The sequence below is a fragment of the Prevotella communis genome (assembly GCF_022024115.1).
GTDB classification, from domain to species: domain Bacteria; phylum Bacteroidota; class Bacteroidia; order Bacteroidales; family Bacteroidaceae; genus Prevotella; species Prevotella communis.
Map to the genome: position 1 here is coordinate 1,230,759 of NZ_CP091792.1, position 22,436 is coordinate 1,253,194.

Genomic DNA, 22,436 nt, shown 5'->3' on the forward strand with positions numbered 1-22,436 from the left:
AAAAGTGTTAACTTTGCGGACGAAACGAGAAACGATAGCTTTATGAAACAGCTGATAGATTTATATAAAAAATGGTGTGGTGCAGAACCTGTCACGACAGAACAACTGCCTGGGGCTGGTAGTAACCGTGTGTATTACAGAATGACGGGTGCCGATGGCGTCAGTGTAGTTGGATGTATTGGTACGAGTCGTGACGAGAATCATGCCTTTGTCTATCTGGCTCATCATTTTGCGGAACGCCAGTTGCCTGTACCTCAGGTGTTGGCTGTCAGTGAGGATGAGTTGCGCTATCTGCAGACCGATCTTGGCTCTGTGTCGCTGTTTGATGCAATCCGTGGCGGACGTGAGGCTGGTGGCCGATATACGTTGCAGGAGCAGCAACTGCTAAAACGGACTATTCGTGAGTTGCCGAATATTCAGATACGTGGCGCCCGTGAACTGGATTTCTCCCATTGCTATCCCCAGCCGGCATTCGATACGGACTCGGTACTCTTTGACTTGAACTATTTCAAGTATTGCTTCCTGAAAGCTACCGAACTGGACTTCCATGAGTTGAAACTGGAGGCTGACTTCCGACTGATGGCTAAGGACCTGACTGCAGGCGGTGATGAACAATGTTTCCTCTATAGGGATTTCCAGGCACGTAATGTGATGCTCGATGATAAGGGTAATCCTTACTTCATCGATTTTCAGGGCGGACGTCGCGGACCTTATTATTATGACGTGGCTTCATTCCTTTGGCAGGCTTCGGCTAAGTACCCCCATAAATTGCGTCGTGAGTTGGTGTATGAGTATTATCATGCGTTGAAGCAGTTCACGGAGGTACCCACACCACATGTCTTCGTTGCCCGTCTTTCACTCTTTGTGCTGTTCCGTACCCTTCAGGTGCTGGGCGCTTATGGCTTCCGTGGCTATTTTGAGCGTAAGCAGCATTTTATTGACAGTATACCGCCGGCTATTCAGAACCTGCGCGAGTTGCTTGATGCAACCGACTTCCCTTATCCGTATCTGTCGGCTGTGCTCAGGCAGTTGACAGAGATGCCGCAGTTCCAGCAGATCACATCCACAGCCAAACGTGCTGATGGCTATAAGACAACAGAGAATAATCCCTATAAGCCCCATCCACAGGATGGTCCTGCCACCTTCTCTAAATATGATGCCCAGGGACCATTGGTGGTCAAGGTATTCAGTTTCTCGTATGGCAAGGGCATTCCCGAGGACGAGAGCGGTAATGGTGGCGGCTATGTGTTCGACTGTCGTTCTACGCATAACCCAGGCCGTTACGAACCTTACAAGAAACTCACGGGACTGGATGAACCTGTTATCCGCTTCCTAGAGGATGATGGTGAGATACTGACATTCCTGGATTCAGTCTATAAACTGGCTGATGCGCATGTGCGTCGTTACATCCAGCGTGGCTTCACCTCACTGATGTTCTGTTTTGGTTGTACGGGTGGTCAGCATCGTTCAGTCTACTCTGCCCAGCACTTGGCTGAACATATCCATGAGAAGTTTGGCGTAGAGGTGAGAATCTGTCATCGTGAACAGAAAATAACGCAAGTTCTGCAAAAGAAATAAAAAACTCAAATCTCAAAACTCAAATCTCAAAAATAATTCGTACCTTTGCACCCATGAAACAGGCGATGATATTCGCGGCAGGTTTGGGAACCCGTTTGAAACCCCTTACAGACACAATGCCGAAAGCATTAGTGCCGGTGGGAGGACGCCCCTTGCTCGACTTGATTATCAACAGACTTCGTGAACAAGGATATGATCGCTTCGTTGTTAATATCCACCATTTTGCTCAGATGATTAAGGACCATGTGGCGCAGCAGGACTATGCTCCACTGGTGCAGTTCAGCGATGAGAGCGATCAGTTGCTCGAGACGGGTGGGGGACTGAAGAAAGCAGCGCCGCTGTTTAATGACGATGAGCCCATCCTGATTCATAATGTGGATATCCTGGATAACGTAGACTTCGGTTGGTTCTCGCGTCAGCATCTGCCAGAAGAGGATGCCGTCCTCCTTGTCAGTAAGCGTAAGACGAAGCGCTATCTGCTCTTCGATAATGCCATGCGACTGATGGGCTGGAAGAATATTGAGACGGGTGAGATCCGCAGCCCCTACGAGTATGTGCGTCGTACAGGTCTTTCACAGCATGGTGAGCCTTTCAATGAGTATGCTTTCAGTGGTATTCACTCTTTCTCACCTCGTCTGTTTGCGCTGATGGAACAGTTTCCTGAGCGTTTCCCCATTATCGATTTCTATCTCAGCGTCTGCCACCGTTCCAAGATTGTGGGACTTGTGAAGGATGACCTGCGCCTGATGGATGTGGGTAAGATAGAGACCCTTGACCAAGCAGAACAATTCATTAATCAATAAATTTCAATGCAAAAGATTATTATTCTTGATTTCGGTTCGCAGACGACCCAGTTGATTGGCCGTCGTGTCCGCGAGCTGGACACCTTTTGCGAAATTCTTCCTTACAACAAATTCCCCGTTGGTGATGACTCCGTTATCGGTGTGATCCTCTCAGGTTCGCCCTATTCGGTTCATGACCCCGAGGCCTTTAAGGTTGACCTTTCGCAATTCGTAGGCAAGGTGCCTGTGCTGGGTATCTGCTATGGCGCACAGTTTATCTCAAACACTCTGGGCGGTAAAGTTGAAAAGGCCGACTCTCGCGAGTACGGTCGTGCAAATCTTGAGACCATCAATCTGGACAATCCTCTGTTCAAAGGTTTTGAGAAAGGTTCTCAGGTGTGGATGAGTCATGGTGATACCATCACGGCCATTCCTTCTGATTTCGAGGTGATCGGTTCTACAAAGGATGTGAAGAATGCAGCCTTTGCTTCTACCAGGCAGCCCGTATGGGCCGTGCAGTTCCATCCAGAGGTGTTCCACACGGTACAGGGTAAAACCTTGTTGCATAACTTTGTTGTCAATATCTGTGGCAGTAAGCAGGAGTGGAGCGCAGCTTCGTTCGTTGATACTACTATAGCAGAGCTCAAGGCTCAGGTTGGTAACGACCGCGTGATTCTGGGTCTTTCTGGTGGAGTGGACTCTTCAGTGGCTGCTGTGTTGCTGAACAAGGCCATTGGCAGTAACCTGACCTGTATCTTCGTGGACCATGGCATGTTGCGCAAGAATGAGTTCCAGCAGGTGATGGAAGACTACAAGGTGCTGGGCTTGAATGTGATTGGCGTGGATGCCAGTGAGAAGTTCTTCGGCGATCTGGCTGGAGTAACCGATCCTGAGCAGAAGAGAAAGATTATAGGTCGTGACTTCGTGGAGGTATTCAATGCCGAGGCCAAGAAGATTACGGATGCTAAATGGCTGGCACAGGGTACTATTTATCCAGACCGAATTGAGTCTTTGAATATCACTGGTAAGGTGATTAAGAGTCATCATAACGTGGGCGGTCTGCCCAAGGAGATGCATCTGCAGCTCTGTGAGCCCCTGAAGTGGCTGTTTAAGGACGAGGTGCGCCGTGTGGGTCGTCAGATGGGTATGCCTGAGCATCTCATCACACGTCATCCTTTCCCCGGTCCTGGCCTGGCTGTTCGTATCCTTGGTGATATCACCCGTGAGAAAGTACAGATTCTTCAGAATGCCGATGACATCTATATCCGCGGCCTGCGTGACTATAAGGTAAAACTCAGCGGCGAGGAAGCCCGTAAGGTTCTGGCTGCTGGTATTCCTGCTGATATGAAAGATGGTGAGATCGAGGTTTCGCTCTACGACCAGATATGGCAGGCAGGTGCCATCCTCCTCTCAACAGTTCGCAGTGTTGGTGTGATGGGTGATGAGCGTACATACGAGCATCCCGTTGCCCTGCGTGCTGTTACTTCAACCGATGCTATGACAGCCGACTGGGCTCATCTGCCTTACGAGTTCATGGCAAAAGTCTCTAATGAGATTATTAATAAGGTACGTGGCGTGAATCGCGTCTGCTATGATATCTCTTCAAAACCACCCGCAACAATCGAGTGGGAATAATAAATATTAAAAAAGTCCGAAAGTTTTGTACTTTCGGACTTTTTTGTTTACCTTTGCCGCGAATCATAGAAAATAGTAGAAAAGAATGAAATTCCAATTACATCAACCACAAGCCATTAATGAACTGGGAAATCGTAGTAACCAGGAAGATGCAATATACCCCGTGATGGGAGAGGCTTCTGCAGACCAGCGCGTGTTCGTGGTCTGTGATGGTATGGGTGGTCTTGATAAAGGCGAAGTGGCCAGTGCGGCTGTGAGTAAGGCACTGGGAGAGATGGCAAAGGCTATCTGTGACGTGGTTCCAAAGTTTTCGGATGACGACTTCAGACAATGTCTTACAAAGGCTTATAATGCCTTGGATGCTGCCGATACAAAGAAAGAGGCGACAATGGGTACGACGATGACCTTCCTCTGTTTCCATGACGGAGGATGTTTAGTGGCTCATATAGGTGATAGTCGTGTATATCATCTGCGTCCGTCATTAGGGACTGAGAATGGCGTACTGTTCAGAACGCGTGATGACTCTTTGGTACAGCAGATGTATGAAAATGGTGAGATTACCTACGAGGAGATGCGTACGTCGCCTAAGAAGAATATTATCCTGAAGGGTATGCAACCCTATCAGATGGAGCGTACAACGGCAACCCTGACGCATATCACAGACGTAAAGTCTGGTGACTACTTCTATCTTTGCACAGATGGTATGCTGGAGAAGATGGATGATAAGGAACTGGTGAGCATCCTTGCCAGTAATGAGTCTGACGAGCAGAAGCGCCAACGGCTGATTGATGCTACGGTAAATAATTCGGATAATCACTCTGCCTATCTGATACAGGTGAAGGATGTCAGTGAAGGAACTGCAGAAATACAGCAGAAGAGGAAACCTGTCACTACCGAACCTGTGGATAGTAATCAGATTTCCTCTTCTGTAATACTTGGTTTCTCCGCCCTCTCTTTATTGGCGGGTATCGCTGTTGGCTTAGCGGTCTTTATGTAAACCGCTTAGCCTACAATCTCGTTGGCGCGAGCCAGGGCGAGATCAATGTGGTTGCAGATATTCTCCTGACCCAATAATTTGTGGAAGTTGTTGCGACGAAGCACGGCTTCCACTTTTTCGTTAACGCCGGAGAGTACCACGGTGATGCCTTCCTTCTGGCTCATCAGGCACATGTTCTCAAGGTTATGCAGACCTGTGGAATCGATGAAGGGTACCTTACGCATACGGATGATGCGTACCTTCGGACGATCACCGAAACCGCCCATCAGATCCTCAAACTTATTTCCTGCACCGAAGAAGTAAGGACCGTTAATCTCGTACACCTCTACACCCTTGGGGATAGACAGGTGTTCCAGGTTGCCACGCTCCATGTCGGCATCTTCATTCAGGTCAATCTCGTCGTATACAGCCTTCACGTCGGTGGTCTCGCTCATACGCTTCATGAAGAGCAGACAAGCGCAGACGATACCTACTTCGATGGCTACTGTGAGGTCGAAGATGATGGTGAGGAAGAAGGTGAGCAGCAGAACGGTGATGTCACTCTTTGGATTGTGCATCAGTGCTGTAAACGAGCGCCATCCGCTCATGCCGTAGCTCACTACTACCAGTACACCGGCCAGACAGGCCATGGGGATGTATTGTGCCAGCGGCATCAGGAACAGGAAGATGAGCAGCAGTACCACTGCGTGTACTATACCGGCGATAGGGGTGCGTCCACCATTATTAATATTAGTCATGGTACGGGCGATTGCACCTGTAGCGGGGATACCGCCAAAGATGGGTGATACGATATTTGCCACGCCCTGACCAATAAGTTCTGTGTTTGAGTTATGATGATCGCCAATCACACCATCGGCAACGGTGGCTGACAGCAAGCTCTCGATAGCACCAAGGATGGCGATGGTCAGCGCGGGGGCAACCAGTCCCTTGATGGTTTCCCAGCTCAATTCGGGCACAACGGCATCAGGTAGCTGTGAAGAGATGTTGAAACGGTCGCCAATGGTCTCGATAGAGGTTACGCCGGCATACTGCTTCAACAGCAATACGACAACAGTCATGACGATGATGGCAATGAGTGAACCGGGGATACGCTTGCTGAATTTGGGAGCTGAGGCAATGATAGCTACGCTCACTAATCCTACACCGGCACTCCATGGATCAATATGAGTCAGGTTCTGGAAATAGGCAATCCATTTCTCAATGAAGTCGCTTGGAACGGCATCCATCCGCATGCCCAGCAAATCCTTTACCTGCGTAGTGAAGATGGTGACGGCGATACCGCTGGTGAAACCAACGATGATGGGGTAGGGAATGTACTTGATGATGGTACCCAGGCGCAACAGGCCGAAACCGATAAGGAAAACACCCGCCATGAGTGTGGCGATGGTGAGACCCTGTATGCCATATTGGTTGATGATGCCAGCCACGATGACAATAAAAGCACCCGTAGGACCGCCAATCTGTACTTTCGAACCGCCAAGGGCCGAAATGGCGAAACCTGCTACGATAGCCGTGATAATACCTTTTTCTGGAGAAACACCACTGGCAATACCGAAGGCGATAGCCAATGGAAGGGCAACGATACCCACGATAAGACCGGCCATCAGGTCGGCCATGAATGTCTGTTTGTTGTAATTCCTAATAGCCGATACCAATTTCGGCTTAAAATCTAAAGTTTTCATTACCTTTTTATTATCCTATTGAAAAACGGCTGCAAAGTTATGCAAAAAAGATTAATTTTTGTTATGTGTGCGATAACAACCACAGAAAGACTTCATTTTCTTGATTTATGTCGTGCCGATATGGTAGAAGAAAAAGGGCGAGTTTTTATCGAAACTCGCCCCATATAATAAAAAAGGTGTGTTTACTTCTTCTCCTTCAGCAAGTCGCGAATCTCTGCCAGCAGTTCTTCCTGAGTGGGACCCTTGGGTTCTTCAGGTGCAGGAGCGGGTTCTTCCTTCTTGCGGTTCAGCTTGTTGATACCCTTCAGCATCAGGAAAATACAGAAGGCCACGATGATGAAGTCTACAGTGTTTTGGATGAAGTTACCATACTTCAGCACAGCGGCATCTTCGCCCTCGCCAATCTGGAAGGCCAGATTAGTAAAGTCTACATTGCCTGTTACCATACCAACCAGCGGCATCAGGATGTCGTCAACCATGCTACTTACAATCTTACCAAAAGCGGCACCGATGATCACACCAACTGCCATGTCCATCACATTGCCCTTCATGGCAAACTCCTTGAATTCTTTAATAAATCCCATAGTTCTTAAATTGTTTAAATGGTTAATACATATTTTGTAATCTTCGTTTTGCAATCTTGTCCTTTCTTTCTTGATGAAAATCACTTTTCGCACGCGATTCTCACTTTTCACTTTAATTAAGATTGATTCTGGGTGCAAATATAGGAATTTTTTTGTAACTTTGCACGCGAAAATAAGAAAAAATGCTCCATGAGGGCAAAAAACTTAGAAATTATTTATAACCCTTTTAATAAAAAACTAAAAAAATGACAAAAGTAGCAATTAACGGTTTTGGCCGTATTGGTCGTCTCGCATTCCGTCAGATGTTCGAGGCAGAAGGTTATGAAGTAGTAGCAATCAACGACTTGACAAGTCCTAAGATGCTGGCTCACTTGCTGAAGTATGATACCGCTCAGGGTGGTTTCTGCGGCAAGATTGGTGAGAACAAGCACACTGTAGAGGCTGGTGAGGATTACATCGTTGTTGATGGTCAGAAGATCACTATCTATGCTATTCCTAACGCTGCTGAGCTGCCTTGGGGCAAGCTGGATGTAGACGTAGTTCTGGAGTGCACAGGTTTCTACACATCTAAGGAGAAGGCTTCTGCTCACCTGACTGCTGGTGCTAAGAAGGTTGTTATCTCTGCTCCTGCTGGTAACGATCTGCCCACTATCGTTTACAATGTAAACCACAAGACTCTGACTCCTGCTGACACTGTTATCTCAGCTGCTTCTTGCACAACAAACTGCTTGGCTCCTATGACCAAGGCTCTGAACGACCTCGCTCCCATCCAGAGCGGTATCATGACAACTGTTCATGCTTACACTGGTGACCAGATGATCCTCGACGGTCCTCAGCGCAAGGGTGATGTTCAGCGTGCTCGTGCTGGTGCTCAGAACATCGTTCCTAACTCAACTGGTGCTGCTAAGGCTATCGGTCTCGTTATCCCCGAGCTGAACGGTAAGCTGATCGGTGCTGCTCAGCGCGTTCCAACTCCTACAGGTTCTACCACTATCCTGCACGCTGTTGTTAAGGGTGAGGTAACTGTTGAGAGCATCAACGCTGCCATGAAGGCTGCTCAGAACGAGAGCTTCGGTTACACTGAGGAGAAGCTCGTTTCTAGCGACATCATCGGTATGAAGTTCGGTTCACTCTTCGACGCTAACCAGACCATGGTAAGCAAGATGGAGGATGGTAACTCACTCGTACAGGTTGTTTCTTGGTACGACAATGAGAACTCTTACACTTCTCAGATGGTTCGCACCATCAAGTACCTCGCTGAGCTGAAGTAATACTAGCCCATATAGGTAAAAATTAGCCACTCGATTTTGTCGGGTGGCTTTTTTTTGTTACCTTTGCAGGCATGGAATATATGTCACAAGAGGGCTACGATAAACTCGTGGCTGAATTAAAGCAATTAGAGACTGTGGAACTGCCACAGGTAAGGGATGCTATTGCAGAAGCTCGCGACAAGGGTGACTTGAGTGAGAACTTTGAATATCATGCCGCTAAGCGTGAGCAGGGACGCTTGTTGGGACGTATACGTTTTATGCAGCGTGTGCTTGAGAACGCCAGGGTGATTGACAAATCGCGACTGGCTGGCGAGAGCATAGGCCTGCTGAGTAAGGTTGAGATGACCAATCTCAACACGAACTCACGTATGACCTATACTATCACAAGTCCTCATGAGGCCAACCTACGTGAGGGTAAAATTTCCATCAAGTCACCGATTGCTGAGGCTCTTTTGGGTAAGAAGGTTGGTGATGAAGTGGAGGTGCGTGTACCAGCAGGTATGCTTAAACTTCGCATTGAAAGTGTATCTCTATAGTGTTGGAAATGAGGATGATAACAATACTTGGTCCTACGGCAAGCGGTAAGACGCCATTGGCAGCTGCATTGGCCCAACGTATCGGTGGAGAAATTATTTCTGCCGACTCACGTCAGGTGTATCGTCGTATGGATATTGGTACGGGAAAGGACCTTTGCGACTATGCCCCTGTGGTTGACGGTACCCCCGTCAACATCCCTTATCACCTCATTGATATCTGCGAGCCTGGTACGAAGTATAACCTGTTTCAGTATCAACAGGATTTCTTTGATGCGTATAATGATATTGTAGGGAGAGGAAAGGCACCTATTCTCTGCGGTGGCACCGGACTTTATATTGAGGCTGTGCTGAAGGGTTATAAACTCTCGCCTGTACCCCAGAATCAGAAATTGCGTGACAGTCTTGAAGGTAAGACGCTGGAAGAACTGACTGCCATACTTGCTGAATTGAAGCAACGGAGCGGTTCTGTGATGCATAATAAGACCGATGTAGACTCCTGTCAGCGTGCCATACGTGCCATTGAGATTGAAACCTATAACATAGAACATCCCATGCCACTTCGTGAATTGCCACCTATAGACTCCTTGATAGTAGGTGTCAATATCGACCGTGACTTACGTCGTGAAAAGATAACACGCAGATTGAAAGCCCGTTTGGATGAGGGTATGGTAGATGAGGTTCGAGGATTGCTGGCTGAAGGAATACCGACAGAAGACCTGATTTACTACGGTTTGGAATATAAATACCTGACGGAATATATCATAGGCAAACTGTCGTATGATGAGATGTTCCGCCAACTTGAGATAGCTATTCATCAGTTTGCAAAGCGTCAGATGACGTGGTTCCGTGGTATGGAACGACGTGGTTTCACTATTCATTGGATAGATGCTACATTACCGATAGATGAGAAGGTAGAACAAATACTTCAAATGATATGATGGAAGATTGTCGATGGGCTATACTGTATTGCCCCAGAAAAGGCATTTACCGTTCGCGCAGGCGTTGGGAGCGACTGCAAAAGGAACTTGCGGCACAAGGTGTGAAATATGACTTTGTGCAGAGTGAGTCGACTGAGAGCGTGGAACGTCTGATGACGATGCTAATACATAATGGGTATAAGACTATCGTTATCATGGGTGGCGATACGGCGCTGAACGATGCAGTGAATTGTCTGATGAAGGCAGATAAGGATATGCGCGAGCAAGTGGCACTGGGAGTGATACCTAATGGCACGCTGAATGATTTCGCCAGATTCTGGGGCTTTGATGAGCGTGATGACGAGAAGACGGTGATGTGGTTGAAGATGCACCGGGTCAGGAAAGTGGACCTGGGTTGTATTGACTATGAGAACAAAGCCGGTGAAAAGCTGAAGCGCTATTTTCTGAACTGTGTCAATATCGGTCTGACGGCAGATCTTCAGAATCTGCGCCGACAAGGTAGGCAAGTCCTGGGCTCAAAGACGATAGCCTTCCTGTATACTTGTTTGTCAATGGTGTTTCATCGCCACGACTATAAGATGCGCCTGAATATTGACTACGAAGTGATGGAACGTAGTGTTATGACGGTCTGCGTAGGTAATGCCCTGGGTTACGGACAGACGCCGAGTGCTGTGCCCTATAGCGGCATGCTGGATGTGTCAGTGGTCTATAATCCACGAGTAAAGCAACTGCTGGCAGGCTTGTGGCTGTTGGTGACCGGGCGCCTCTTGAATCATAAGAGTGTGCATCCGTATCGAGTCAGGAAAATGTCGGTGGAATCTGACAAGGCCTTGGTATGTGTAGACGGTCGTCAGGCTGAGCGTACGGTGGGCGAATACCATATTCATGTAGAACCGGAAGTGATTAATTTCTTGATACCCGATTGAGCGAATCATAGAGGAAAAGGAGGTGATGATACCTCCTTTTTGCTTTTTTTCGGACTAAAAACTAAAATATTTGCCTAAATGTTTTGCTGTCCAAAGAAAAATTCGTACTTTTGGAAATCAAATAAATCTAAAGCGACTATTATATCTAATAAAATAAAACCTTAAGATAGGAACTATGAGTTATTTACGATTTGAAAAAGCCGTGATGACGAACCTGGAGGAGAGTCTGCGCCGTGAATTGCTCCGCACCAACCGAGGTGGTGCGTATAGCGCGTCTACCCTTGTAGACTGCAATACGCGAAAGTACCACGGACTGCTGGTGGTCCCTGTGCCTGAGATTGACGATGAGAACCATGTGCTCTTGTCGTCGCTTGATTGTACGGTGGTGCAGCATGGAGCGGAATTCAACCTGGGTCTCCACAAGTATCAAGGCAACAACTTCAGTCCTAAGGGACACAAGTACATTCGTGAGTTTGATGCCAGTCTTATTCCTACCACTGTTTATCGTGTGGGTGGTGTGATACTGAAACGTGAGACGATTTTCCAGGCTTACGAGGACCGTATACTGATCCGCTATACGCTGGAAGATGCTCATTCTGCTACCACCCTGCGTTTCCGTCCGTTCCTGGCATTCAGAAGTGTACGTCAGTTTACCCATGAGAACTCAGTGGCAAGCCGTGATTATCAGTTGATTGACAACGGTATCAAGACATGTATGTACAAGGGCTATCCCGATTTGTTCATGCAGTTCAATAAGAAAAATGAGTTTATCTTCCAGCCCGACTGGTATCGTGGCATAGAATATCCGAAGGAGCAGGAGCGTGGCTATGCTTCTAATGAGGATCTTTATGTACCTGGTTATTTCGAGGTGCCTATCAAGAAGGGTGAGACCATTGTCTTCGCAGCTTCTACGTCGCAGGTGAAATCTAGTTCTCTGAAGAGTATGTTCCAGAAAGAACTGGATTTGCGTGTGCCGCGTGATAATTTCTATCACTGTCTGGTAACGGCTGCCCATCAGTTCCATAACCGTGAGGCTGATGATACCCGATATCTGTTGGCCGGCTATCCATGGTTCAAATGTCGTGCTCGTGACACATTTATCTCGCTTCCGGGATTGACATTGGCTATTGACGAGCAGGACTATTTCGAACTGGTGATGAACACTGCAGAGCGTGGCTTGCGTGAATTTATGGAAGGCAAGCCTTTGACGGTGAAAATTTACGAGATGGACCAGCCTGACGTCCCCTTATGGGCTGTATGGGCCATACAGCAATATGCCCGCTATGCAGGGCGCGACAAAGCCTTTGAGAAGTATGGCAAGTTATTGCAGGACATCATTATTTATATCAAGGACGACAAACATCCTAACCTTCGACTGGACGATAATGGCCTGCTCTATGCCAACGGTCGTGACAAAGCCATCACATGGATGAACTCTAAGGCCAACGGTAAGCCCGTTGTGCCTCGTTCTGGCTATATCGTAGAGTTTAATGCCCTATGGTATAATGCTGTGAAGTTCTGCGCATCGATGGCTGCAGAGAAAGGTGATGTCAAAGGTGCAGGGGTGCTAGAGGAATTGGCTGCTAAGACGAAAAAATCGTTTGTTGACACATTTGTCAATGAGTATGGCTATCTGCTGGATTATGTAGACGGAAATATGATGGACTGGAGTGTTCGTCCGAATCAGATCTTTGCGGTGGCCTTGGACTACTCACCCCTGAATCAGCAGCAGATGAAGAGCGTGGTAGATATCTGTACACGTGAATTGCTCACACCAAAGGGCTTGCGCTCACTGTCGCCTAAGAGTGGCGGTTATAACCCCATGTATGTTGGTCCGCAGACACAGCGTGACTATGCTTACCATCAGGGTACGGCATGGCCTTGGCTGGGTGGCTTCTATATGGAGGCTTGTCTGAAACTCTACAAACGTAGTCGCTTGTCGTTCATTGAGCGCCAGATGGTGGGCTATGAGGATGAGATGGATTATCATGCTATTGGGACTATTTCGGAACTGTTCGACGGTAACCCGCCATTCCATGGACGTGGTGCTATGTCGTTTGCGATGAACGTCGCCGAGATTCTGCGTACCATGAAGTTGCTTGAAAAGTATTCATATCAAAAATAAGGAGGACCGACGATGAAAGTATTAATGTTTGGATGGGAGTATCCTCCTCATGTATTTGGTGGCTTGGCTACCGCCAACTATGGTATCTCTGAAGGTTTGAAGGCTCAAGGCGATATAGAGACTGTGCTCTGTCTGCCTCGTCCCTTTGGTGATGAGAGTCAGCATGCCTGTCGTATCGTTGCCATGAACGCAGTGCCTATTGCCTGGCGCGATGTGAACTATGACTATGTGAAGCAGCGCGTGGGCAATATTATGTCTCCTGAATACTACTATAAGTGTCGTGAGCATATCTATGCTGACTTCAACTATATGCATGTGAATGACCTCGGATGTATGGAGTTTGCCGGTGGTTATCCTGGCAATCTGCACGAGGAAATCAATAACTATTCTATCATTGCAGGTGTCGTGGCACGTACGGAGGACTTTGATATTATTCATGCACACGACTGGCTGACTTTTCCTGCAGGTATTCATGCTAAACAGGTGAGTGGTAAACCGTTATGTATTCATGTGCATGCAACTGACTTCGACCGTAGCCGTGGAAAAGTGAACCCCACGGTTTACTCAATTGAGAAGAATGGTATGGATAATGCTGACTGTATCATGTGTGTGTCAGAGTTGACCCGTCAGACGGTTATCAATCAGTATCATCAGGATCCGCGTAAGTGCTTCACGGTACACAATGCAGTATATCCTCTGCCTCAGGAGTATCAGGATATTCCCCGACCTGACCATACGGGTAAGGAGAAGGTGGTTACCTTCCTTGGTCGTATCACGATGCAGAAGGGACCAGAGTATTTCGTTGAGGCTGCCAATATGGTGCTACACCGTACACGTAATGTGCGTTTCTGCATGGCAGGTTCTGGTGACATGATGGATCAGATGATTTATCTTGCTGCCGAACGTGGTATTGCAGACCGTTTCCATTTCCCTGGTTTCATGCGTGGCAAACAGGTATATGAATGCCTGAAGGATTCCGATGTATATGTGATGCCATCAGTATCAGAACCGTTTGGTATCTCACCCTTGGAAGCTATGCAGTGTGGTACGCCTTCTATTATCTCTAAACAGTCTGGTTGTGCTGAAATCCTAAACAACTGTATCAAGGTGGATTACTGGGATGTACATGCTTTGGCTGATGCTATCTATAGTATCTGTGTGAACGACTCGCTGTTCAACTACCTCAAGGAAGAAGGAAAGAAAGAGGTTGACCAGATTACATGGGAGAAGGTGGGTCGCTGGATACGCACCCTCTACAGAAGAACCTTAGGATGGGAAGAGTAACATTAAACATTAAAGATTAAACATTAAACAATTATGAAGACGATTTGTTTATATTTCGAGATACACCAGATTATCCATCTGAAGAGATACCGTTTCTTTGATATCGGTACTGATCATTATTATTATGATGACTATGAGAACGAGCGTAGTATCAGCGACATTGCAGAGCGTTCGTATATGCCTGCACTGAATACCTTGCTGCAGATGATTAAGGAGAACGGCAAGTATTTCAAGGTGGCCTTCTCACTTTCTGGTACTGGAATCGAGCAGTTGGAGTATCATGCTCCTCAGGTTATTGAAAAACTTCAGGAACTCAACGAGACCGGTTGTGTGGAGTTCCTGGCTGAACCTTATAGTCATGGTCTTTCGTCACTGGCTAATCCTGAGGCTTTTGCTCGTGATATGAAGAAACAGAGTGCCAAGATGGAGGAGTATTTCGGCAAGAAGCCTACCGTGGCACGTAACTCTTCTCTTATTTACAGTGATGACATCGGTGCACAGATTGCTGCCCTTGGCTTCAAGGGTATGCTCACCGAGGGTGCTAAGCACGTACTGGGTTGGAAGAGTCCTCACTATGTATACAACTGTAACATGGCTCCCAGTCTGAAACTATTGCTTCGTGATGTAGAGTTGTCAGACGATATCTCATTGCGTTTCAATAACGCAGAGTGGGAGGGCTATCCTCTGTTTGCCGATGCTTATATTGATCGTATTGCCCGTCTGCCGGAGGAAGAGCAGATTATCAATATCTTCATGGAACTCTCTGCATTGGGTATTGCACAGCCACTCAGTTCTAATATCCTCGACTTCCTGCATGCTTTGCCTGTATGTGCTAAGCAGAAGGGTATCACCTTCTCTACACCTACTGAGATTTGTATGAAGACAAAGAGTGTGGGGGCTATCAATGTACCTGATACGTTGTCGTGGGTTGACGAGGAGCGCGACTGCTCATGCTGGTTGGGTAATGCCATGCAGCGTGAGGCCTTTAATAAACTGTATTCTGTTGCAGATCGTCTGTTGATTGCCAACGACCCTCGTATCAATCAGGACTGGGATTACCTGCAGGCTTCAAATAACTTCCGCTTTATGACCACCAAGCCTTCTAACGTAGGACTTGACCGTGGTATCTATAGCGGTCCGTTTGATGCTTTCACTAACTACATGAATATTCTGGGCGACTTCATCAACAGAGTGAACGCTCTCTATCCCGAGGAGATTGATAATGAGCAGCTCAACTCACTGCTGACCACTATCAAGAATCAGGGTGACGAGATTGAGATGAAGGATATGGAGATTGAGCGCCTGAAAACCAAATTGGCAAAACTCCAGCCTGCTGAGGCTGAGAAGCCCAAGAAGGCAACACCAGCTAAGAAGGTAGCACCAGCTAAGAAGGCAGCTGACAAGAAAGCTGCTCCCGCTAAGAAGGCAGCCCCCAAGAAAAAGGCTGAACCAAAGAAAGAATAATCTAGTAGAGATTGAATAAAGAAAGAACCGTCCTATTGCTTCGTGCGATAGGGCGGTTCTTTATATTTAAGTTGACTTTTAATTTTTCTATGTTGATTTCTGCTGTTTCTAAGTTGAAAACAATAGGAATCTAAGTTGGAAAGACTACTTGAGTATGTATTTCTTTCCTTTTGAAATATAGATTCCCTTCTTTTGTTGGGAATCACTTACCTTTCGACCCAGCAGGTCATAACAGTTATTATCCTGATGCTCCGGAGTCATCAATTCCTGGATGCCTGTTGTCTGGTCAACATGAAGGGTGATGTAATAGCAGGCCTGTCCATTTCCCTTAGGTGTGAACGTCAGTTTATTGCTGACGGGCTGGCTCAGCGTGATGGTATGTGTGGCCTTGCTGGGATTGGCGTCTCTTGCTGGAAACACATAATCGTTTGCTCCGTATTCGGTGCCAGCCAATTCGCCTAAGTAACCTGTCTGACCATCAGAGTTGCAGTAGCCAAGAATCGTCACTTTGTTGATGGTGATACCTTCTGGCATGGTGATGGTATACTGTTTGGAACTACTCAGTTTGATTGTGCCGGAAGTTCCAAAGGCAGGCTGACTGGTGCTGCTGAAACTGCTAAGTTTAAATCCGTCAACGAAAGTACCATCACCATTAGAGGTCATCTGACAGATACTATAACTGGCGGAAATGGGTTCTTTGCCAATCTCAATGATACTTCCCATAGGTGTACCACCTGCATTCTGTTGCTCGGTGATATCAGCAACCAAGGAGTTCAGATATACCTCCACGTTGGTATAACCACTGGCGTCAAGAGCTTTGCCATCAGATGTATTCTTTGGATCCAGTCCGTGAGCAGTCTCCCAATCATCTGGCATTCCATCACTATCTGTATCTGCCGGGGCTGTTTCGCTATTCAACTCAGGCCAAGCGCTCCATGTACTACTGGCACCAGTGGGCTTGTTGTCCTCTTGTGAGTTGACAAAGCCTGCAGCATTGCCAGAACCGGTATGTGAGGCTCTTCCCAGACGCGTATCACTTACCATCATCTCATCAAACGAATCGCGGTGCAAACTGGCTCCAGCATACTGTAATACTTTCTCGTAGGCATCAGCGGCAGAGTGCGTTGTCGTGGTGATAAAATAGATGGGTTCTGACAGCTTGATACTGTCCTTAGTGGCTTGTGTCCATGTGCCATCACAATCGCTGGCGTTCACTTGGTTTATCACACCGACAGTCCAGTTGCTGCTAGTCACATCACTATACATTGAGTTGACATTCCCCGTTACATAGTAGTGGCCCCATAGATGCAGGGCAGGTGCATAGTCAGGGTAGGTGGCTATATATGAGTTGGTGCGAATACCGATGCCGGCAATACGTTTCCCTTTATTGTCTGTGGGCGAACCTGGTCCTGGCTTATAGTAGTTGTTCACAATGTTGACATTCATACCCTCACCTCCATAGCAGCCGTTGCCACCGAAATTATAGATGACGTTATTGCGCATATCCATTCGCTCGTCTAACTGGGTGGTAGGACGTGGGCCAAGACGTGGGGTACGACTGCCATGATGAGCCAACAGGTTGTGATGGAACGAAGCACCACTGCCTCCCCAGTTGCCACCATAGCCATGATTACCTTTGGAGTGACCGGCAGCTACCAGACTCTGGGCCACGAGACACCATTGTACTGTCGTGTTTTTATTGCCGAGAACAGACAGACACTCATCGATGGACCAGCTTACAGAGCAGTGGTCTATCATCCAGTTCATCTGGTCGAATCCGCCAAAGCCATCCCATCCGTCAGCACCATCCTTTTTCACGTTCTTGTTGCCCAGACGGAAGCGCATATAGCGTACAATGACATTATTGCCATGGATGCTGCAAGGATAGTCTGCAATGCAGATACCGTCGCCAGGGGCAGTCTGACCAGCAATGGTAACGTTGCTGGGAATCGACAGTTCTGACTCCAGATGAATGGTACCACTAATGTCGAAGACGATAATCTTTGGCTTTCCAGGATTTTGTGCCAATGACCAGCGTAGCGACTGATAGCCACTGTCTTTCAGGTTTTTGACGTGATAGACCGTACCACCACGTCCACCTGTGACATAGCGTCCGAATCCTTCTGCGCCAGGAAAGGCGGGTAGTTTTTCTTGAGCTGTCATTGTGGTAGCACATAAGAGCATGGCTCCAGATAGCATGAATTGTTTCAATTTCATAATGATTGTTAGTAGATATTTTTTATTTTCTCTGCAAAGATACTATTTTTCTCTGATTCAGCCGATAGAATGAATAGATTATCTGATAATCTTTCGGCATTGTTTGGTACCATCGGCATTATTTTCGGTAATTATGAAGATGCCATGTCGTGGTTGGGCGATGCGTTGTCCTTTCAGATTATGATATCTGAGATAGTTAACCGGTGCATCGGTCGTCGGGTGACAGATGCCTGTAGAATGGTTCAGGAAGGGGTAGTACTCGTCCACACCTTCTATGGCATCAGTGTTGCCAGCCTTCATAATATCTTCTACCAAGGCATTTAGATAGACCTCCAGATTGGGGTACCATTTCTTTTCAGAATCCAGGGTATAGGTCTTACCATCGGCTGCACTGTTGGGATTTAGTCCGTGGGCAGTTTCCCACTCATCAGGCATGCCATCGCCATCAGTATCGAAACCAGTAGGGCGTGAGCCTGTGGGGAAATCATTCTCGGTATAGCCCTCCACATCAGCCACTCGGTCAATGCGACCTTTCTTGCCTGTAACTGAACCGGTATAGGTAGCGGTGCCGTTTTCTGCTTCTTCCATATAACGGGCATCAACGACATCGCGGTCGAGGGATGCTCCACCATAGGCTAATACCTTCTGAAAGGCCGTCTGGGCTGTATGTGTTGTTACAAGACCTGAAGGCGCAGGAGATTCCATCCTGATTCTGACGCAGTCTGTACCATTGATTTGTTCGTAGGTTACGTCAGAGCCGTAATAGTGATTAGGATCTTTTGTATAGTATTCACCATTTTTGCTTGGTATCCCATTATCGTAGATGATGCGGCTCCAGTCGTTGCCAGTTTCATTATTCATCTGGTTACCGTCAATATAATAACGGCTGGTCATATCCCAGAAAGTCTGGTCATTGCCTGCGTTGCCACTACCGGCAAGAGACACGTTAGTAATATAGTTAGTAGAAGCTGCTGGCCCTGTTTTATAGTAATTGTTGATTACATTAATCTGGCCACCGCCAGGTCCTCCGTAACAGCCATTACCACAGTTGTAGATCACGCAGTTGCGGAAGTCAACATTCTCTGCCTGTAATGTGTTACTCCATTGGTAGGTGCTATAGAGTTTGTTGCCGGTATAGCCCGACCAGTTATAGCGGGCACCGTTAAAGCGCGGTGAACGGTTGTTGACATGGCAAATCAGATTATGATGGAATGAGGCAAGTTTGCCGCCCCAGATACCACCATAGCCATGTGCTCCTTTGTCGTGTCCTGCGTTGTTGAGGCTTTCACCGACAGTACACCACTGCATGGTGAAATTATTGTTGTCGTAGAACGATGCTACTTCATCTATTGACCATGAGAAAGAGCAGTGGTCTAGTATGATGTTGGTCTTCTGTCGTGTCCAAGTGGCGTCAGCACCATCGTTTACGTTTTTCTCTTCACCTCTGCGGAAGCGAATGAAACGGATAATGATTTCATTGCCATTTGGCGTTACAGTATAATAGCGAAGCGTGATGCCAGGGTAGGGTGCTGTCTGTCCGGCAATGGTTGTATTAGCTGGTATCTTGAGGTCGCTGGTCAGTGGGATAACACCACCTACATCAAAAACGATGGTCTTGGCATTGGAGCCACCTTTCTTCAGACAGTAGCGGAGGGAGCCGGATGTTCCACTGCCGTCTTTCTCATTGTCTGATAGTGTGGTGACATGATAGACGGTTCCTTTACGTCCACCGGTGACGTAGCGTCCATGACCTTCTGCACCGGGGAAAGCTGGTATGTTATCCTCTGCCTTTGTTGTTAGAGATGACAGGATGAGAAGAACGATTAATGATAAGTAATAGAATAGATATCTTTTCATTTGTATAGTGATAGTTGCTTGTCGCGTCTGTTTTTGATAAAAGAGACACGTCGCTCCATTTACTGAAGCACGTGTCTCTTGAGATTTGAACCTAATCAAGTTCGGTGTCTTTCTTACTTGAATATTTTCTTACCATCCTTTACGATGATACCCTTGAAGTTGCTTGTAACCTTCTGACCTGCCAGGTTGAAGATAGCACTCTTAGCAACCTCGTTCTTTACGGTAGAAATGCCAGTTTTGTCAACCTCGACAGGAGTAATCTCGATAGAAGAAATCAAGATGTTGCCAGTGCCTGAATATTTCTGGAAGGTGTAAGTACCTGCGTGTAGACCGAAAGTGATAACGTTTGCCTCAGAATGCAGTTTCAGGTCGGCTGCTACACCACCATCTGCATCCAGATGACAATAATTAGTACCACTTACGTTTACGTAGCAGCTGCGATCAGGTGTGCAACCATTTACAAGTTTGTCTGCTGCGGCATCTTCAGCTTCAAGATTCTTGCAAGAGTTCTTTGTGCAGACAACCTTCACGTCAACAGAGTCGCCCTCAGCCACCTGGAAGGTGATGTTGGTGTTGCTCATCTGGATGTAGATCTCCTGGCCTTCGGGAACCTGATACTGAGCCTTCTCATCTTTCAGTACACTGAAGGTAAGGTTCTTTACAAAGAAATCTTTCTTGTCGGCGCTGATGGCACCACCTTCAACCTTGTAAACAGGACCCGTAGTAGATGTAGCTGTAGCTTCCTCGTCAATGACGGCAGTACCTGTTGTTACGGCGATGGTCTTCTTTTCCTTGATAGGATTCAGCACGTAAACATCCTTAGTGGTGCTCTTGGTGGTGAACTCAGCATAGTCACCGTTGATAATCTTAGAGTAAGCTGTTACAGTAGCAGACTCCTCCAAAGTGATTGAACTGGTCTCCTCCTCATTGTCACCATTAATCAGCACGAAGTTCTTAGCGCCCTCGTAAGGAGAGGTGATTGTAACCTGTGCACCATTAGCCTCGATGGTAGGAGCGTCAAACAGGAAGTTTACATTTGCTTCGTTGTCGGCGTTATCGCAAATACAACCTGCATCGGGAGTTCCTGTTCCTGCGATGTCATAGAAAGCCTGGAACTTTACAGTCATATCCTTGTAGCACTTGATAGGAGACTGGTAAATTGGGCTTGCTGCAGTTGGAGCGGTGCCATCTGTGGTGTATGTCACGATGGTGGGGATACCGATTTCAGTACCCTCCATGGTGTAGTCATTAGCCTTACAGGTAACTTCACGGAACCAGAGACCTCCTTCGTAGGTCTGCTCACCAACCTTTACCGTAGGAGTGCCAGGAGCCTCGTTAGCCTCAATGATGATGTAACTAACAAACATATCGCCATTATTGTCGCCAACGTAGACAAGACCATCGTCAGTGGCAGTCCATTCCATTCTTCTGACGTTTACGGCAGGTTTGCCCTCTTCGCCAGAACATCTTTCAGATCTTACACCGTCTGCATATTTTTCAGTCAGAGCTGCATCCTTTGCAAAAACAGGATATCGGTCATCTTTGTTGTTGTCCTGATAGAAAATAATAACTTTTGATTTTGCAGTTACCTTCATGGCAATCACATCTTGAGTTTTCTTTAGTCGAAGAAAATTCAGATGCTTACCATACTCACCATACTTATTGGCAATTGCCTCTGTAACGAGTACACCATCTGCAACAGAAAGATCAACGGAACCTTTGTTAGTTGCTGTAGAACCACCTGTTACATCTAGGAAATGACCGTCACCAAAAAGGGCTCCCTTGCCAGGACGTGCACCAAGATCTTCACATACCAGCACATAACTGTGTTTCAGTACAGCCAAGTCGTCAACATTAGCGGCGTTGGCAACACCCGCAAAGCCCATGAGGGCTAAAGCTAAAGTAAAAAATTTTTTCATAATAGAAATTGTTAGTTAAATAATAATGTTAAATAGTTATTGTCTTTTTATTTCCTCCCCTGTATACCATTGATACAGGAGAGGGCGTTGTATAGAGATTACTCTTTTACGAGGTAGGTCTGGGCAGGTGAGTCACCATAGTGAACCAAGGTGATGATTTCTTTCTTACCTTTCACCACGACACCAATGAAGATGGCTTTCTTTGTCACCTTTCCGTTGCTGACGTTGCGCTGCAGAATCTGAAGATTACCAGTCTTGGAACTATAGGTGTATTCGTAATAGGGCAACTTGGCGGTGTTTGATTCATCATTCCATGTGCCTTCAGTGACACCCTGACTCATCTTTACAGCAACAGAGTCGGACGATACAAAGTCGAGGCTTTCTACAAAACCTTGAATCTCCTTACCATAGGCATTTTTCTTCAATCCTTCGCCACGTACCCATTTGGTACTTTCCAGCGACTCAGGATGAGAAATCGTTGTGGTGTCTGTATAGCCGACAATCCATGAGGGGTTGTCTGTGTTGCTATCTTCATACTCGTTAGCCTCTGAGCATGCTGTCATGCCGAAACCAGCCAGTAGGGTAGCGACTGCTATTATCGATATTCTGAATTTCTTCATAATGTCTTTTCTTTAGTGTTT

General features: G+C 47.0%; 17 protein-coding genes. 11 read left to right on the forward strand and 6 right to left on the reverse strand.

Translation table 11 applies throughout. The features are described from left to right. Nucleotides 1-42 precede the first annotated feature (42 nt). The 4 genes from L6468_RS04760 (at nucleotide 43) to L6468_RS04775 (ending at nucleotide 4,992) form a co-directional block, all read left to right on the forward strand. Nucleotides 43-1,578, forward strand: a complete 1,536-nt coding sequence (locus L6468_RS04760) for a RapZ C-terminal domain-containing protein (protein WP_237795819.1) — start codon at nucleotides 43-45, stop codon at nucleotides 1,576-1,578. Nucleotides 1,579-1,631: 53 nt separating this feature from the next. Beyond that, nucleotides 1,632-2,381 carry a nucleotidyltransferase family protein gene (locus L6468_RS04765; protein ID WP_091815457.1) on the forward strand — a complete coding sequence of 250 codons (750 nt, stop codon included), beginning with the start codon at nucleotides 1,632-1,634 and terminating at the stop codon, nucleotides 2,379-2,381. Between the two features lie 6 nt (nucleotides 2,382-2,387). Continuing rightward, nucleotides 2,388-3,995, forward strand: a complete 1,608-nt coding sequence (gene guaA / locus L6468_RS04770) for a glutamine-hydrolyzing GMP synthase (RefSeq protein ID WP_237795833.1) — start codon at nucleotides 2,388-2,390, stop codon at nucleotides 3,993-3,995. 85 nt (nucleotides 3,996-4,080) lie between these two features. Then, nucleotides 4,081-4,992 carry a PP2C family protein-serine/threonine phosphatase gene (locus L6468_RS04775; protein ID WP_237795841.1) on the forward strand — a complete coding sequence of 304 codons (912 nt, stop codon included), beginning with the start codon at nucleotides 4,081-4,083 and terminating at the stop codon, nucleotides 4,990-4,992. A gap of 5 nt (nucleotides 4,993-4,997) precedes the next feature. Here the strand turns inward: L6468_RS04775 and L6468_RS04780 are convergent, their stop codons facing one another. Together L6468_RS04780 and mscL are read right to left on the reverse strand one after the other, a co-directional pair. Then, a complete protein-coding gene (locus L6468_RS04780; protein ID WP_237795843.1) occupies nucleotides 4,998-6,674 on the reverse strand; it encodes a SulP family inorganic anion transporter in 1,677 nt (558 codons plus the stop codon). Between the two features lie 182 nt (nucleotides 6,675-6,856). After that, entirely contained in the window at nucleotides 6,857-7,258 is a 402-nt protein-coding gene (mscL, locus tag L6468_RS04785; protein WP_091815471.1) for a large-conductance mechanosensitive channel protein MscL, read from the reverse strand. 245 nt (nucleotides 7,259-7,503) lie between these two features. Between mscL and gap the strand changes: the two genes are divergently transcribed. From gap to L6468_RS04820, 7 genes are all read left to right on the forward strand, one after another. Beyond that, nucleotides 7,504-8,529, forward strand: a complete 1,026-nt coding sequence (gap, locus tag L6468_RS04790; RefSeq protein WP_091815474.1) for a type I glyceraldehyde-3-phosphate dehydrogenase — start codon at nucleotides 7,504-7,506, stop codon at nucleotides 8,527-8,529. A 71-nt stretch (nucleotides 8,530-8,600) separates the two neighbouring features. Next, nucleotides 8,601-9,065 (forward strand): transcription elongation factor GreA, encoded by a 465-nt coding sequence (gene greA, locus L6468_RS04795; protein WP_237795845.1) that lies wholly within the window; start codon nucleotides 8,601-8,603, stop codon nucleotides 9,063-9,065. 14 nt (nucleotides 9,066-9,079) lie between these two features. Then, nucleotides 9,080-10,003, forward strand: a complete 924-nt coding sequence (gene miaA / locus L6468_RS04800) for a tRNA (adenosine(37)-N6)-dimethylallyltransferase MiaA (protein ID WP_237795847.1) — start codon at nucleotides 9,080-9,082, stop codon at nucleotides 10,001-10,003. After that, nucleotides 10,000-10,929: a diacylglycerol/lipid kinase family protein gene (locus L6468_RS04805; RefSeq protein ID WP_091815483.1), complete on the forward strand. Its 930-nt coding sequence runs from the start codon at nucleotides 10,000-10,002 to the stop codon at nucleotides 10,927-10,929. Before miaA ends, L6468_RS04805 begins: the two co-directional genes overlap by 4 nt. Before the next feature lie 175 nt (nucleotides 10,930-11,104). Further along, nucleotides 11,105-13,054 carry a glycogen debranching enzyme N-terminal domain-containing protein gene (locus tag L6468_RS04810; RefSeq protein WP_237795849.1) on the forward strand — a complete coding sequence of 650 codons (1,950 nt, stop codon included), beginning with the start codon at nucleotides 11,105-11,107 and terminating at the stop codon, nucleotides 13,052-13,054. A 12-nt stretch (nucleotides 13,055-13,066) separates the two neighbouring features. Beyond that, nucleotides 13,067-14,338 (forward strand): glycosyltransferase family 4 protein, encoded by a 1,272-nt coding sequence (locus tag L6468_RS04815; RefSeq protein WP_091815488.1) that lies wholly within the window; start codon nucleotides 13,067-13,069, stop codon nucleotides 14,336-14,338. Nucleotides 14,339-14,371: 33 nt separating this feature from the next. Beyond that, complete coding sequence (locus L6468_RS04820; RefSeq protein WP_237795851.1) at nucleotides 14,372-15,802, forward strand: glycoside hydrolase family 57 protein; 1,431 nt, start codon at nucleotides 14,372-14,374, stop codon at nucleotides 15,800-15,802. A 144-nt stretch (nucleotides 15,803-15,946) separates the two neighbouring features. Here the strand turns inward: L6468_RS04820 and L6468_RS04825 are convergent, their stop codons facing one another. The 4 genes from L6468_RS04825 to L6468_RS04840 all read right to left on the reverse strand — a co-directional run bounded on the left by L6468_RS04825 (nucleotide 15,947) and on the right by L6468_RS04840 (nucleotide 22,415). Then, nucleotides 15,947-18,019 carry a pectate lyase family protein gene (locus L6468_RS04825; protein ID WP_237795853.1) on the reverse strand — a complete coding sequence of 691 codons (2,073 nt, stop codon included), beginning with the start codon at nucleotides 18,017-18,019 and terminating at the stop codon, nucleotides 15,947-15,949. A gap of 78 nt (nucleotides 18,020-18,097) precedes the next feature. Further along, nucleotides 18,098-19,876, reverse strand: a complete 1,779-nt coding sequence (locus tag L6468_RS04830; protein ID WP_237795855.1) for a thrombospondin type 3 repeat-containing protein — start codon at nucleotides 19,874-19,876, stop codon at nucleotides 18,098-18,100. 113 nt (nucleotides 19,877-19,989) lie between these two features. Further along, a complete protein-coding gene (locus tag L6468_RS04835; protein WP_237795857.1) occupies nucleotides 19,990-21,795 on the reverse strand; it encodes a chitobiase/beta-hexosaminidase C-terminal domain-containing protein in 1,806 nt (601 codons plus the stop codon). Nucleotides 21,796-21,893: 98 nt separating this feature from the next. After that, entirely contained in the window at nucleotides 21,894-22,415 is a 522-nt protein-coding gene (locus L6468_RS04840) for a hypothetical protein (protein ID WP_143005721.1), read from the reverse strand. Nucleotides 22,416-22,436 lie beyond the last annotated feature (21 nt).

Bases quoted from the DNA above. Each gene is read 5' to 3' on its own strand.
- L6468_RS04760 (WP_237795819.1), top strand. From the start codon at position 43: ATGAAACAGCTGATAGATTTATATAAAAAATGGTGTGGTGCAGAACCT.
- L6468_RS04765 (WP_091815457.1), top strand. From the start codon at position 1,632: ATGAAACAGGCGATGATATTCGCGGCAGGTTTGGGAACCCGTTTGAAA.
- guaA (WP_237795833.1), top strand. From the start codon at position 2,388: ATGCAAAAGATTATTATTCTTGATTTCGGTTCGCAGACGACCCAGTTG.
- L6468_RS04775 (WP_237795841.1), top strand. From the start codon at position 4,081: ATGAAATTCCAATTACATCAACCACAAGCCATTAATGAACTGGGAAAT.
- L6468_RS04780 (WP_237795843.1), bottom strand. From the start codon at position 6,674: ATGAAAACTTTAGATTTTAAGCCGAAATTGGTATCGGCTATTAGGAAT.
- mscL (WP_091815471.1), bottom strand. From the start codon at position 7,258: ATGGGATTTATTAAAGAATTCAAGGAGTTTGCCATGAAGGGCAATGTG.
- gap (WP_091815474.1), top strand. From the start codon at position 7,504: ATGACAAAAGTAGCAATTAACGGTTTTGGCCGTATTGGTCGTCTCGCA.
- greA (WP_237795845.1), top strand. From the start codon at position 8,601: ATGGAATATATGTCACAAGAGGGCTACGATAAACTCGTGGCTGAATTA.
- miaA (WP_237795847.1), top strand. From the start codon at position 9,080: ATGATAACAATACTTGGTCCTACGGCAAGCGGTAAGACGCCATTGGCA.
- L6468_RS04805 (WP_091815483.1), top strand. From the start codon at position 10,000: ATGATGGAAGATTGTCGATGGGCTATACTGTATTGCCCCAGAAAAGGC.
- L6468_RS04810 (WP_237795849.1), top strand. From the start codon at position 11,105: ATGAGTTATTTACGATTTGAAAAAGCCGTGATGACGAACCTGGAGGAG.
- L6468_RS04815 (WP_091815488.1), top strand. From the start codon at position 13,067: ATGAAAGTATTAATGTTTGGATGGGAGTATCCTCCTCATGTATTTGGT.
- L6468_RS04820 (WP_237795851.1), top strand. From the start codon at position 14,372: ATGAAGACGATTTGTTTATATTTCGAGATACACCAGATTATCCATCTG.
- L6468_RS04825 (WP_237795853.1), bottom strand. From the start codon at position 18,019: ATGAAATTGAAACAATTCATGCTATCTGGAGCCATGCTCTTATGTGCT.
- L6468_RS04830 (WP_237795855.1), bottom strand. From the start codon at position 19,876: ATGAAAAGATATCTATTCTATTACTTATCATTAATCGTTCTTCTCATC.
- L6468_RS04835 (WP_237795857.1), bottom strand. From the start codon at position 21,795: ATGAAAAAATTTTTTACTTTAGCTTTAGCCCTCATGGGCTTTGCGGGT.
- L6468_RS04840 (WP_143005721.1), bottom strand. From the start codon at position 22,415: ATGAAGAAATTCAGAATATCGATAATAGCAGTCGCTACCCTACTGGCT.